The sequence below is a fragment of the Aquirufa ecclesiirivi genome (assembly GCF_011250515.1).
Taxonomy (GTDB): Bacteria; Bacteroidota; Bacteroidia; order Cytophagales; family Spirosomataceae; genus Aquirufa; species Aquirufa ecclesiirivi.
Map to the genome: position 1 here is coordinate 1 of NZ_JAANOP010000003.1, position 14,435 is coordinate 14,435.

12 protein-coding genes are annotated in these 14,435 nt (G+C 37.1%); 10 read left to right on the forward strand and 2 right to left on the reverse strand.

Going from position 1 to position 14,435, the window contains the following annotated elements; all coding sequences use genetic code 11:
• Positions 1–202 precede the first annotated feature (202 nt).
• A complete protein-coding gene (gene mutS, locus G9H65_RS05340) occupies positions 203–2,848 on the reverse strand; it encodes a DNA mismatch repair protein MutS (protein ID WP_166374319.1) in 2,646 nt (881 codons plus the stop codon).
• 296 nt (positions 2,849–3,144) lie between these two features.
• On the opposite strand from mutS, the gene G9H65_RS05345 reads away from it, so the two are divergent.
• From G9H65_RS05345 to G9H65_RS05390, 10 genes are all read left to right on the forward strand, one after another.
• Complete coding sequence (locus G9H65_RS05345; RefSeq protein ID WP_166374320.1) at positions 3,145–4,899, forward strand: GMC family oxidoreductase; 1,755 nt, start codon at positions 3,145–3,147, stop codon at positions 4,897–4,899.
• A complete protein-coding gene (locus G9H65_RS05350) occupies positions 4,899–5,537 on the forward strand; it encodes a gluconate 2-dehydrogenase subunit 3 family protein (protein WP_166374321.1) in 639 nt (212 codons plus the stop codon). The genes G9H65_RS05345 and G9H65_RS05350 overlap by 1 nt, the downstream gene beginning before the upstream one ends.
• Positions 5,530–6,276 carry a peptidoglycan editing factor PgeF gene (gene pgeF / locus G9H65_RS05355; protein ID WP_166374322.1) on the forward strand — a complete coding sequence of 249 codons (747 nt, stop codon included), beginning with the start codon at positions 5,530–5,532 and terminating at the stop codon, positions 6,274–6,276. Before G9H65_RS05350 ends, pgeF begins: the two co-directional genes overlap by 8 nt.
• A 198-nt stretch (positions 6,277–6,474) precedes the next feature.
• Positions 6,475–6,627 (forward strand): hypothetical protein, encoded by a 153-nt coding sequence (locus tag G9H65_RS05360; RefSeq protein WP_161566853.1) that lies wholly within the window; start codon positions 6,475–6,477, stop codon positions 6,625–6,627.
• 56 nt (positions 6,628–6,683) lie between these two features.
• Complete coding sequence (locus G9H65_RS05365) at positions 6,684–7,550, forward strand: hypothetical protein (protein ID WP_166374323.1); 867 nt, start codon at positions 6,684–6,686, stop codon at positions 7,548–7,550.
• A gap of 13 nt (positions 7,551–7,563) precedes the next feature.
• The gene (locus G9H65_RS05370) at positions 7,564–8,832 is read left to right on the forward strand and encodes a YcaO-like family protein (RefSeq protein ID WP_166374324.1); all 1,269 of its coding nucleotides are present in this window, start codon (positions 7,564–7,566) and stop codon (positions 8,830–8,832) included.
• A 3-nt stretch (positions 8,833–8,835) separates the two neighbouring features.
• Positions 8,836–9,555, forward strand: coding sequence for a tetratricopeptide repeat protein (locus tag G9H65_RS05375; RefSeq protein ID WP_166374325.1), 720 nt, complete (start codon positions 8,836–8,838; stop codon positions 9,553–9,555).
• A gap of 5 nt (positions 9,556–9,560) precedes the next feature.
• The gene (locus G9H65_RS05380; protein ID WP_166374326.1) at positions 9,561–10,391 is read left to right on the forward strand and encodes a SagB family peptide dehydrogenase; all 831 of its coding nucleotides are present in this window, start codon (positions 9,561–9,563) and stop codon (positions 10,389–10,391) included.
• A gap of 1 nt (position 10,392) precedes the next feature.
• Positions 10,393–11,556 (forward strand): hypothetical protein, encoded by a 1,164-nt coding sequence (locus tag G9H65_RS05385; protein ID WP_166374327.1) that lies wholly within the window; start codon positions 10,393–10,395, stop codon positions 11,554–11,556.
• On the forward strand, positions 11,553–13,664 hold the full coding sequence (locus G9H65_RS05390) for a carboxypeptidase-like regulatory domain-containing protein (RefSeq protein WP_166374328.1): 2,112 nt from the start codon (positions 11,553–11,555) through the stop codon (positions 13,662–13,664). The genes G9H65_RS05385 and G9H65_RS05390 overlap by 4 nt, the downstream gene beginning before the upstream one ends.
• A gap of 1 nt (position 13,665) precedes the next feature.
• On the opposite strand, the gene G9H65_RS05395 is transcribed toward G9H65_RS05390, so the two are convergent.
• Entirely contained in the window at positions 13,666–14,340 is a 675-nt protein-coding gene (locus G9H65_RS05395) for a peptidase associated/transthyretin-like domain-containing protein (protein ID WP_166374329.1), read from the reverse strand.
• Positions 14,341–14,435 lie beyond the last annotated feature (95 nt).

Sequence of the window (14,435 nt, forward strand, 5' to 3'; positions counted from 1 at the left end):
TGTCACTAAAATGACGAAGGCGTCTTTGCGACACACTTTGAAGATACGATTTTTTGTTTGCCATGGATAATAGATTTTATGTTTAAAATTTTACTTTTAAACGGTCAACCTATTTCAGGCATTGACAATCATTGCTTAAGTTAGTATTTGACACAGTATATTGAGCATATTCATAAAGTCTTTATAAACTATAATTTATACCTTATAATTTATAATTTATCATCTTCTTCAGCTCATTTAATTTCAACAAAGCTTCAATCGGAGAAAGTGAATTAACATCCATTTTTTCTAATTGATCATTTATCTCCTTCAGTCCAGCTGGAATTTCAGCACCAAAAAGACTTAATTGATAATTTACCTTAGGCATATCTTTGAGTTTTTGATCATGATCTTCCTTGATATGATCTTTTTCCAGATGTCTCAAAATTTCATGAGCACGAAGCACCAAAGGCGTAGGCATTCCTGCCATTTGAGCCACATGAATACCAAAACTATGGGCCGAACCACCAGGTAATAACTTCCTCAAAAAAATGATTTTATTTCCCATTTCCTTCACAGATACATGGAAGTTCTTTATCCGAGGGAAATCATCTGCCAATTGATTTAATTCATGGTAATGCGTCGCAAAAAGCGTTTTAGCAATACTTTTAGGATGGTTATGCAAATGCTCAGCAATGGCCCAGGCCATTGAAACCCCATCGTAAGTGGATGTTCCTCGACCAATTTCATCCAGCAATACCAGAGATTTGCTCGATAAATTATTCAAAATAGCCGCCGTCTCCGTCATCTCTACCATGAAGGTAGATTCTCCTTTAGAGAAATTATCAGATGCCCCCACCCGAGTAAATACTTTGTCCACTAAGCCAATCGTGGCAGCACTGGCTGGCACAAACGACCCCATTTGAGCCATTAACACAATCAGAGCCGTCTGACGAAGTAAAGCCGATTTTCCTGCCATATTGGGCCCCGTAATCATGATGATTTGTTGGGATTCATTATCTAAATAAACATCATTGGGAATATAAGCCTCCCCAACAGGCAATTGCTGTTCAATGACAGGATGTCGACCTTCTTTAATATCAATTGTATCTGTATCCAAAAGTTCAGGCTGAACATAATGATTTCTTTGTGCTATGGTCGCAAAACTCTGCAAAACATCCAACGTAGCAATACCTTGAGCATTCACTTGAATCAGTTCCAAATACTCCATCGCTTCACGAATCAACTCTTGAAATATTCCATATTCAATTTGAGAAATTCGATCTTCCGCTGTGAGAATTTTTTCTTCGTAAACCTTCAGCTCATCCGTAATATAGCGTTCGGCATTCACTAAGGTTTGCTTCCTGATCCACTCAGGTGGAACCCGATCTTTATGGGAATTGGTTACTTCTAAATAATAACCAAAAACTTTATTGTAAGCTACTTTCAACGAAGATATACCTGTACGCTCTATTTCTCTTTTTTGTAGGTCTTGTAAGTATTCTTTCCCATGGGAGGATAACAAATGGAGCTCATCCAATTCAGCGAGAAAACCTGTCTTCACAATACCTCCTTGATGCGCTAACATGGGTGCATCATCGCGTAGCGCTAGCTCTATTGTATCAACTAATGTGCTACAAGGGTTTAATCGATCGGCCCATTTTTTTAAACTTCCTTGGCTATTATCACATAATAAATCCTTGATTAAAGGAATCTGTTGTAAGGCTTTTTTTAACTGGACCAGCTCTCTCGGATTTATTCTACTGGCTGCTACTTTGGAAATCAATCGCTCTAAATCACCTATTGGCTTTAAATAGCTCACCAATACATCCAGAAAATCTTGATTTTGGACTAATTCGGCAACTCCTAATTGACGGTCTTGTATTTCACTCAATTGCTTCAGAGGAAGCACCATCCATTTTCGAAGTAAACGAGCTCCCATGGCAGTCAGCGTTTGATCCATCAAGGAAATCAAAGGAACACCGCCCTCTTGGGAGGGGTGAATTAATTCCAAATTTCGGATCGTGAACCGGTCTAGCCAAACATATTTATCTTCCTCAATGCGCTGAATGGACGAAATATGAGCCACTTGTTTATGTTCCGTTTCTGCCAAATAATGAAGAATAACGCCCGCTGCAATGATGCCCAAAGGCATTTCTTCTATACCAAAACCTTTTAGATTTTGGGTTTTGAAATGCTGTGTTAATAAAGGATAAGTAAAATCATGTGTAAATATCCATTCTTCCAAACTAAACGAGTGAAACTGATCGCCAAAAGAATCTAAAAACTGATTTCTGAAATTTTTGGGGTACAAAATTTCAGCCGGCAAAAAACTTTGGATCAACTTTTGAATATAGGCCAAAGGCCCTTGAGAGCACATATATTCTCCTGTAGAAATATCCAACAAAGCCAATCCGTACAAATTTTGTGCTGTGGAAGGAAAAGCGATGGAGGCTACATAATTATTTCTTTTGTTATCTAATACTTGATCATTAAACGATACTCCAGGAGTAACTAATTCGGTTACGCCACGTTTCACAATACCTTTGGCTTCAGCAGGATTCTCTAATTGATCACAAATAGCCACTCGCTGACCAGCACGAACTAATTTTGGCAAGTATACATCCAAGGAATGATGTGGAAAACCTGCCAAATGATCGTCAGCATTCCCATTATTTCGGCGCGTTAAAACGATTCCTAAAATTTTGGAGGCTTTGACGGCATCTTCCCCGAAAGTTTCATAAAAGTCCCCTACCCTAAACAGCAAAATGGCCCCAGGGTACTTGGCTTTAATCTGATTGAATTGTCGGGAAAGTGGAGTTTCGCCTTTTTTCAAAGGTTCTTGTCCATCTGCTGCTTTTCTGGCCAAACTAGAAATGATATAAAGGTTGTAAAAATAAGGATTTTGCCTGAAATATGACAGCTTAATCTCGGAATTTGGCCAAGGAAAAAATCTGAGTTAGGCTGAAAAAAAATCATGGGTAATTTCGTTTTGAAATAAATCAACTTGTACTTGCTAAAGCCTTTCTCCGCTTAATAAATCAAGAAAATCAAATGTGGCAATAAACACGTCAAAATCCTTGTTAACGCTATTTTCAGGATAAGAAAATTAGAAATTGAAAAAATATTTCCCTATTTTGCCAAATAAATTCGAAACCCATAACTATGATTAATTCTTCCATATACATCAAATCTCAGCAAGAGGTTTTTGATGTGGTGATTGTTGGCTCAGGTGCTGGTGGCGGTATGGCTGCCCATATGCTAACCAAAGCTGGAGCTAAAGTCTGTTTATTAGAAGCAGGTCAACCCTATGACCCCGCTGACCCGAAAAACATTACCCAATTAAAATGGCCTTATGAATCCCCTCGTCGTGGTGCTAATACCACTCGTCCTTTTGGTGATTTTGATGCTGCCTATGGTGGTTGGGATATTGAGGGGGAACCTTACACGCGTAAAGAAGGAACTAAATTTGATTGGTTTAGATCTCGTATGGTGGGTGGTAGAACCAACCACTGGGGACGTATTTCCTTGCGTTTTGGACCGGATGATTTTAAAAGAAAAAGTATTGATGGTTTAGGTGACGACTGGCCTATTGGCTACGATGACATGAAGCCATATTACGATAAAGTAGATCGCTTGATTGGGGTGTTTGGTACCAATGAAGGACTAAGAAATAACCCAGATGGCATTTTCTTACCTCCTCCTAAAGCTCGTTTGCACGAATTAATGATTAAAAAAGCGAATAAGGCCATTGGAATTCCAACCTATCCTTCTCGCCTTTCCATTTTAACTAAGCCGATTAACAATGAACGTGGACAATGTTTTTATTGTGCGCAATGTTCAAGAGCTTGTCAAGCTTATGCCGATTTCTCTTCATCCTCGGTTTTAGTAAAACCCGCAGCTGCCACAGGTAATTTAACTTTATTACCTTATGCCATGGCCAGAGAGGTAATGACTGATCCAATCTCAGGATTGGCAACAGGAGTTTCTTACGTACATACAGGTACTTTACAAGAGTATTCCGTAAAAGGTAAAATTGTTGTTTTAGCCGCATCTGCTGGAGAAACGGCACGTTTATTATTAAACTCAAAAAGTTCTCGTTTCCCGAATGGTATTGCCAACTCGAGTGGTGTAGTTGGTAAATACATCAATGACTCAACCGGTGCTTCTCGTTCGGCTATCATTCCTTCTTTATTTGATCGTAAAACATACAATGAAGATGGTGTGGGTGGTTCACATATTTACTCACCATGGTGGGGAGATAACAGTAAATTAGATTTCCCTCGTGGATACCACATCGAATACGGTGGTGGTATGGGTATGCCTAGCTACGGTTTTGGTTGGGGAATTGAGGGATTAAATGGTCGTGAAAACTTCACCCGTGATGGTTTGAAAAAAGCAGCTGGTGGATATGGAGCAACCTTAAAAGAAGATTACCGTCGTTTCTACGGTTCTTATGTCAGCTTTGCTGGTCGTGGAGAACCTGTACCAAGAGAAGATAACTATTGCGAGATAGACCCGAATGTAGTTGACAAATATGGTATTCCTGTATTACGCTTCAATTACAAATGGAGTGATTACGAAATCAAGCAGGCAAAACACATGCAAGATACCTTTGAGCAAATTATTGATGCGATGGGTGGAAAGGCAATGGGTAAAAAACCAGGTGCAGATACCAATTACGGTTTAGCTGATCCTGGTCGTATTATCCACGAAGTAGGAACAGCTCGTATGGGTAATAATACCAGCACATCTGTCGTAAATTCCAACTGCCAAGCACATGATGTGAAGAACTTGTTCTTAGCCGATGCAGCGCCATTCGTTTCTCAAGGAGATAAGAATGCCACATGGACGATCCTAGCTCTTTCGATGCGTACCTCAGAATATATTATTGATCAACGTAAAAAAGCCAATTTATAATGAAAAGAAGAGATTATTTAAAAAATATCGGCTTAAGTTCATTGGGCTTAGCTGCATTGAATCCTCAAGTAAAAGCCATGGAGGCTTTGGAAGGAGCACCTGATCCTAAAAAAGTAGCTCCATTAAAAGTTCCCAATGGTAGAACCATGGATGAAGCAGAACGTGATGCCAAATTAATGGCTGAAAAGTTCTTAAATGCACATGAATTGGCTACCATTACGATCTTGTCAGATATTATCATCCCTGCGGATGCTAAATCTGGAAGTGCTTCTCAATCAGGAGTTACTAAGTTCATTGAGTTTATTGTGAAAGATAAGCCTGAATTTAAAACACCGATGCGTGGTGGTTTAAGGTGGTTAGATGGAGAATCTAAGCGTCGTTTTAGTAAATTATTTACTGAAATTACTCCCAAACAACGCATTGAAATTGTAGACGACATTGCTTATCCTGAAAAAGTAAAACCTCAGTTTTCCCAAGGAGTGAATTTCTTTACTTTGATGAGAAATTTAACTGCTACAGGTTTCTATACCTCTAGAATCGGTTTAGATGATTTAGCTTATAAAGGAAATACACCCAACGATTGGAAAGGTGTTCCTGATGAAGTTTTAAAGCAATACGGTTTATCTTACGATGATTAAACACTCCGATTTATACCTTAAACCGGACATTTTCAAACATATTCCTCAATTAGTGGCGGGTGTCAGTACCCGCCACGGAGGAAAAAGTCAAGCTCCTTATTATTCCCTAAACCTAGGAGTACATACAGACGATCAAGCAGAAATCATTCAAGAAAATATTATTCTTTTATGCCAATCATTAGGCATAAAGCCCCAACACTTAGCTCGATCTTTTCAAACCCATCAAGATCTTATTTGGGAATGCCAACAACCTGATTATCAAAGTGGTTTTGATGCCATCATCAGTACGCAAGCAAATATTTATTCAGCAGTGGGCATAGCCGATTGCTGCCCCGTACTTCTAGTGGATCCTGTGCAAAAAATTACCGCAGCCATTCATGCGGGATGGAAAGGTTCTGTATTAGGAATCGTTCCCAAAACAGCCAATTTATTACTCACTAAGTACCAAAGTCAAGCCAAAGATCTATTGGCCTATATAGGCCCTTGCATTAGTCTACAACATTTTGAGGTGGGAGATGAAGTAGCTGCTCAGTTTCCGGAGACTTGTAAACAAAAGTTTTCTGATAAATGGCATGTGGATTTGAAGCAACACCATGCATTGCAGTTAGCTGAATTAGGTATATCTCAAATAGAAATTTCACCTTGGTGCACAGTTGAGCACAATGAACATTTTTTCTCACATAGAAAAGAGCAAGGTTTGACGGGTAGAATGTTAGCTTTTGTTGGATTTAAGTCCTAAATATTAATCAAGTATTTGGAATCTCAAAACTTGAAATATATCAAATATCCGTCCCCATGGAGCTCCAAAGCCCATTTTTGTCTACATATTATCTACAAACTGATAATGTAATCTTAGGCTATTGACATTCCTTTTGTAATTAGGACATTTTTTTGAAATTGCCTTCGAAATAATTCAATCACCCTAACCCTAATTACAATGAAAAAGTTAAAATTAACCTTGACTGTTCTAGAAAACAGAGATGCTTCTTTCGGAGGATCAAACGAAGTCGCACTAGCTGGTTCGACTTGCACATGTACTTGTACCTGCTGCAAATCAAACAATGATGCTCCAGCGGAAGCAACAGCCTAATTGGATAAATGGGTAGAGATATTCTCTACCCATTTTACAAAAATACCTACCCACATATGAAAACGACAATACCCCACCAAGCCATATTTTGTGGTCCAGATACGCTATACATTGTAAACGGAGATCAGAACCTGATTGAAATTCATGGAGAATCTACTCCAATGATCAAAGAAATACTAAAAGGAATACATCAAAAAATTTCCTTGGAAAGTATTTACGAAAGTCATCAAGCAGAGTTTGGGCATGATAATGAAACATTTCATGAATTAATTTCTTGGATGAAGGAAAAACAAGTAATCCTACAATCTAAAAATACGCACACAATAAAAATTCATGTTCTCATTGACGCTAAGTTTTCAGACCAATCAACTTCTCTCATTAGCTCACTGAATGAAATAAGCCAAAAATCAGTAGAATATACCTTAGAAGACAATATAAAGGCGGCTGATTTAATACTCTTTTGGGGTTCTTTATTTACTCACCGTAATCGTATAAAAGACCTTGCCCAGCTAAGTTATGAGGCTAAAATACCCCTATTGTACGTCGACATAGATAGCTCATCCTTTACCCTTGGGCCTATTTTTTCTCCTGAATTATTAAGCCCTTGCTTGAACTGCTATGCAGATCGAAAACAAGTACAACTGAAAAATCCAAAAGCCTTTTCCATTCTACAAAAAAAACAGAATCATGAGTACATCTATACTCCCCTAGTCAAGAATAAGAAGTATTTCACCGCATTGGTCAATTTCATTCACGAAGAATTACATCAATTTATTTTATCGGGTTTTACGTATTCCCCGTTAATAGGCCAAAGTTTTGTGATGACAGGCAGTCCTATTGAAGTACAAAAATTCAACATCCTTAAAGTTCCACATTGCCCTATTTGCAGCCAAAGGAATCAATCTATGACATTCAATATTTAAATAGCCTTAACCCATGGTTCCATTAAAACATGATTTAATCCACGGAAATCGCTATCAGATTCCAACAAGAAGGTGTTTACCGCTGGGTTTATACCAAAGCTATGTAGAGGCAGCACACCTAGACATCTTAGCTTCCAATACCCATATGATTCAAGGTTCCGGGATTGGATTCTGCCAAATAGAGGCAGATAATTCGGCCATAGGTGAATGGATAGAACGATATGCGGCATCACATCAGCACCCCAAGGATTTCATTTTTGCTAGTGAAACAGATTTGAGAAACCAAGGTAAAATTTTCTTGCCCGTCGAAACATGTATCCCATTTATTCCTGCGCAATATGACTCAAATTTTCCCTATCAAACATGGCAAAAAGACGATGTACTCAGTTGGATCGAAAGTAAAAACATCCTCAATCAGGAATCTGTTTGGGTACCTGCATTTACAGTTCATTTACCTCATAATACGGAATGGGATCAAAAAAAGAATTTTATTCTTCAAACCTCAACAGGCATTGCAGCTGGGAAAAACATGCAGGATGCCACGGTTGGAGGCTTTTTAGAATGTGCCGAAAGAAATGCTTTTGCAGAGTTCTGGTATCGTCAAGATCATTGGATAAAACGAATTCCAATCATGAACCAACAAGATGTACTTACTTCCTATAGGCACCCAAAAATCAAGCAATTGTTTGACAATACACGAGTTCAAATAAAGCTTTTTGATTTATCAGCTCTAAGCCCCGTAGAAACACATGTGGTCGTACTCTTTTTTCCATATAAAGGACAACTTTTCCAGTCCATGGGTTGCGCTAGTAGATTCATAAAAGAAGACTCCATCATTAAAGCTTGCTTGGAAGCTTATCAAGGAGTTGAATATGCCATTGGACTTAGTCAAAAACCAGAAGATTGGATCCAAAATATGCCAAGGTTTGAAAACATCAATAGTTTTGACAAGCATTTTGCTTTCTACAATCGTTTTCCTCAATGGAGAAAAAAATCACCTATTCTCCAGGTAGCTTTAAGCCCAGAATCCTATTTTCCAAACCAAGAAATAGGCTCCAGTAAGATTCATTCTTGGGATGAAGTAAACCAATTAAATATAAGCCAAATTCTAGTCGTGCCAATTAGTACGGAAGATGTACAATCACAAGGATTTGAAGTAGTCCGAGTGATTGTACCCAATTGGAATTTACTTACAGGAGTGCATTCCCAGCCTTTCTTAAAATACCTAAAGGCTCAATCGAGTGAAAATTTATTTCTTTCATATCCACATCCATTCCCATAAATCATGAAAAAAATTCTATTTCTTTTAATGGCTACCCTTCTTTTACCTACCCTCATTAGGGCACAAGGAAGCATGGAAAACATCCTACATGAAGCACAAAAAATCACTTGGAAAACACCCAAAGATAGTTTGCAAAAAATCATCAATTATATGAATAATCACCCTAGTAACGATTATCACTATTTGTATTGGAATGCCTATGCCCATTATATGGAATACTTCAATTACAAATTAGCTATTCCATCGGAAGAGAAAAAGGCGAAAAATTGTTTAGAACAAGCATCCAAAATCCTAAGCAAAATCACCAAGTCTAATTCGGAATCCTTAGCATTACAATCACTGATAGAAGGACTCAAGCTCAACTTTACGAATGTTTTCCTTTTGCCAATCAAAGCAGGAAAAGTAGGCAAATTAGCCGAAAGAGCGATTGATTTAAACCCTAAAAACCCCCGAGCCTATTATGCTTTAGCCATTTATGATTTTTATACCCCAAAAATGTATGGAGGCAGAAAAGTGGTTGAATCCAACTTGGTTAAAGCTATCTCTTTATCCTCCACAATACCAGAAAATTCTAAAGAACCCAATTGGGGCATATCCGAATCCTATTTGTTTCTAATCCGATTTTACAAAGAAGAAAATCAAAAAAACAAGGCTCAACAATACTTACAAGAAGCCAAAAACAAATTTCCTGAGAATACCATTTTTCTACAGTATAAACTCTAAAACCCATGGCCAAGACTAGAAATTTATTATTTGAACCTTGCATCTCGGATATTTCCTTTGATTTTCTTGAACAGAGTAAATTATATAGCTACCAAGCTAAAGAATATAGTGAACGTCTTCATGCGGTCATGTCTAGCGACTATTTTATGAAAAACATCAGTCACCACAGCATAGAATTGGGATTTTGTGATGAATATGATTTATTAACTATTGACCAGTTACCGCCTTTGGCTGAAGCTTTAAATCAATTAAACCAAGAAAGAAATAGCCAAAGAAATTATGATTCTGAAGAGCTTGTTTCATTTCAAGATTTATCTCGCTTTCTCCAGTTAAGCTATTCCATTACCCAAAGGTTTGACCCCACATTATTCATTCCTCCTCGTAGAAATATTGCTTCAGGTGGTGGATTATACCCCATCGATGTTTATGTCATAAATCAACATATATCTGATCTCCCTTTAGGAGTATTTATCTATGATCTCTTTACAAATAAACTCAAGCTAATTCATGCCTTCAAGAATCGAGAGGAATTAAAAGTAGCTCTTAATAGGACATTGTTTGCAGAGCAAAAAAATGATATTGATTATATAAATGCCAGTGCATTTATGGTATTGGGTGCCGAATTAGAACGATCCTGTTTTAAATATTTAGATAGAGGCATACGTTGGGCGATGTTAGAAGCTGGGGAAATTGTCCATGCCATGTACTTAGCTAGCGCAGGACTAGAATTGAGCACTTGTGCCATTGGTGGTTTCAATGATGAGGCGCTCGCACGATTAATTAATTTCCAGAATCCAAGTCAGATTACCCTCTTAGCTCTAGCCTTAGGTAAATAAAATGAATTACATATTCAATCCAGATTATAAATTAATCTATTCGAAAGAGAGTACAGAAGAACTCTATTTCAAACACACTTGGAAAGATACGCTTATTCAAATCAGTCAATGCGAATGGAATATTCTAAGTCATTTAGTGAAGAATCGTGATGAAAACAAAACCCTTATTTACCTAATGCAGAGCTATGATGCGGACCGAAGTATACTAAATCAATTAATCCAATATTCACTTGAAACCGAATTAATAATATGGGAAGATGCATTAGAAGCGCAGCAAAAACAGAAAACATTATTTCAAAACCAAAGCCTATCGAATTGGAAATTAGTTATAAGTCAATTGTTTTCCTATGTATCCATACCCATTGAATTTATAGGAAGAGGAAATCTTCGTTTTTATAAAGTTGCCAAAATCCCCCTCGAGAAAACATGGATGGAATCTTGGGCAAAAAATCAAATGGCACAAACGTTTTTTCAAATTATGGTCATTTTACTTATGTTCACAGGAATAGGTCAAATCATATATAATCCACAATTCATTAAACAATGGCAAGATTTTGAATTAATCAATAGTCCCATTCTTCTCCCTTTCTTGATTAGTGGACTTCTTGTTTCTACTTTTTTACATGAATTTGCTCATTACTTAATTTATTTGAAACATGGTGGTTTAGTGGCTGATTTGGGGTTTTCTTTCGTTTTAGGCTTCATTCCATTTGTACATATCAATACCAATTCCCTCCATTTTTGGGATAATCAAAGACATCGAGTGGAAGTGATACTAGCTGGAATTTTATTAGATATCTCATTGGTTCTGGGTATAAATATCTTCTTGGATTGGGAAATGGAGAAAATATGGCTATCACATTGGCAATTTTTGCAATGCTTTATTGCATTCCGAATCATCTTTAATGCTATTCCTTTTATCCCAGGAACGGATGGCTATTTTCTCCTTTCCGAGTATTTACATGAACCCGCACTTTTTCATGAGGCAAGCCGATCAATAAAAAAATTTAAAACATCCCTATTTCAATTGAATGTAAATACTCTTGAGCCAAAAGATTACCTGTTTGTTGGCTATATCCTGATGAGTTATTGCTTTATATCAGCTTATTACTGCTTGTTGGCATTATGGATTATTCTCCCCTATTTCATCCGTTTCATACCATGATTAGAACAAGTCTCCTACTATTTTTATTATTCCTATCCTCTAGATCGATGGCTCAATTTAGCCTAAAAGGAAGTGTTATGGATGCTTATCATCAAGTAAAATTGGAAAATGTTAGCCTCTATTTAGTTCACAATAAACTATTTGAACGAAGTGATTCAACAGGCTCTTTTCATTTTCAAAAATTAAACAAAGGTCTTCCTGATACCTTAGTGGTATCCATCATCGGCTACAAAAAACAGAGTATCCCAATAGTTGAAAATAAAACACTACTTATTCAACTACAATTGGATAAACCTAATGCACTAGCTGAAGTTCAAGTCAAAGCAAGTGTACCCATGTCGGAAGATTTCGTCAATCAAAAAATCAACTTCCTCGATATAGTGTTAAATGCCTCGTCCAAGGCCGACCCTCTTTTAGCTGTTCAATCAACCTCGGCAGCAAGTCCATTTGGTGAATCTGCCTCCATTAGTTTTAGAGGAAGTAATCCCCAATTAACTCAAATATACATCAATGATATTCCCATTCCTGAACCGATCAAATTTACACAAATGTCTAGTTTGGGAACCTTCAGTCTTATTCCCATCAATACCATCAAGGATTTACTTGTCTTCCCCAGTAACCCTCCAATAGAGCTATTGAATGCCAATACTGGAGTAGTCCAAATTCAAAGCAATGAATCATTCCAAAAGCAAAATCTGGAAATTGATGCTAGCCTAGGACAATCTGGTATACATTGGACCCCATGGTCCAATAAAAAAAATGGGATTAGTCTTTTTGGACACCATCAATTTAGCCCATTATTAAAATTCTTCAATCCAAGCGCCTTGAGCAATTTACCTCATTTCAGCGAAAGCGACTGGGGGATAAATGGCTATTTCCAAACTAAAAACTTATGGCGATTAAAGCTATTTAGCCTATTTATGGAAGAAAAATATGCAAGTCAGTTTAGACATCCTTCTTTTGAAGGCACTTTTGATTATCAAAAATATAGACATGTTCAAACCCTAAATTTATCCAAACTCCTGGAGCATACACAATGGACATTTAAGTTTGGATTCCATGAATCTTCTCAACATGATAGTACAGGAAATTATGCTTATCACCCAAAAGCACTTCAACTATTCAGTGGCATTGACTTGCAGTTATTTCCACAAGAAAACTGGTCTATAAAAACAGGATACCAATGGCTACATACCCAAACCTCCTACCAAATCCGAAAACCCTATTATACTTTTGACTACCGTCCGCAATCTGCTTCTGTTTTGTATGCCAATAATCCATCTTTATCTCAGCAAGAATTATTTCTTTCCAATAATTATACCATTTCAAAACCAGTCAGAATTGGATTTGGTATAAAATTGATACATTTTCCGCAGCTAAACGATTTACAAGTTAGCCATCAAATCCATACTCGATGGTTTTTAAACGATTCTTTTACCTATACCAATCTAGCTTGTAGCAAACAAATAGCTAGCCTATTTACCGCAGAAAATGATTATGTATGGGTTACTACCCAGCAAATTTCTTGGGATATCGTACACGAACAAGAACTGAAAAAATGGAGTTTCCATGCCTTCTATAAAACAGAAAAATCACTTGTAAATACTACCCAAGCTTGGGGGGCAGAGTTTAACTTAAGCCTAATCAAATCAAAATCAAAACATGAGCTTGGAATTGGAAGCCATTGGAGTCAGCAAAAAATCGGAATGAATAGTCAAAATTCGCCTTACCAAATTCCTTTTTTTTTACGCACGAATTCACAATGGAAATGGAAATACCTTGACCTTAGTATGAGCAGTGTGATTAGAACAGGGAATTATTATACGCCATTGAGTTCGTCAACCTATTCAACTGAACTACAAATACATGTTCCTGTCTTTGGATCAACAACTTCACAAAATGTATCTCCTTATATGAGAATTGACGCTATGCTTAGTAAAATGATTCACAAATCAGATAAGATCATATGGATTACCTATTTGTCTATAAGCAATGTTTTGAACCGGGATAATGTCAAATCCATTAATTACACTAGGGACTATCAACAATCCTTTCAAGAATATTTTCAAAAACGAGTGATTTACATAGGATTACAACTGAGATGGTAATCTATTTATTAGCGTTAGACTCCCTTAAAAACTGTTGTCGAGAAATGTTTTCTTTAGGCAAAAATTCATACGCCTTCTTCCATTCTTTCTTCTTTAAATCTCCATTTTTAATGGATTGAATGAAGTTGATCCACGCAAAAGGATTCGTTAAAGATAAAATAGGACTCGCATAAAATGTTTTATTTGCTTGAGCTGAAACCATTTGATCAGAAAAGTTTCTAAAATTAGATGATGCTCCCATACCTGCTTGTAATGCAAAAACATTGAGCTTGGACTGTTCCAAATTATTGGCCAATATCCCCCTTTGCTTTTCATCGCGTAGTCGCATATTTAAGAATGCCTGCTTAAACTCCTCCTCAGAACTGTGGGGAAAGACTTTTACCTCAGACAACATTTTCGATTCTTCTGACAAAGAAATAATGGCACGATGAACCTGATCCGTATTTTTAGGAATAATGTAATATTTTTTCTGATAGCCCACATAAGTAAACACCAAACTATCTCCTGGGAACACATACATCTCTACCATTCCAAAATTATCACTCAATGCTCCTCGACCAGCCTTTGGGTTATATACGTATGCCAAGGGTAAATCTTCTGCTTTGGTTGCAGTAACTACCCTTCCAAGAAATAATACTGTTTTGTCCTGCCCTTGAGCCAACAGATCTTGACTCATACATGCAACTAAAAAGAAAAGTCCCAATATGACTCGTTTGCAAATTTTCATTGAGCTGCAAATAATGTTTTTTTTAAATAATTCGATTCTGCTTT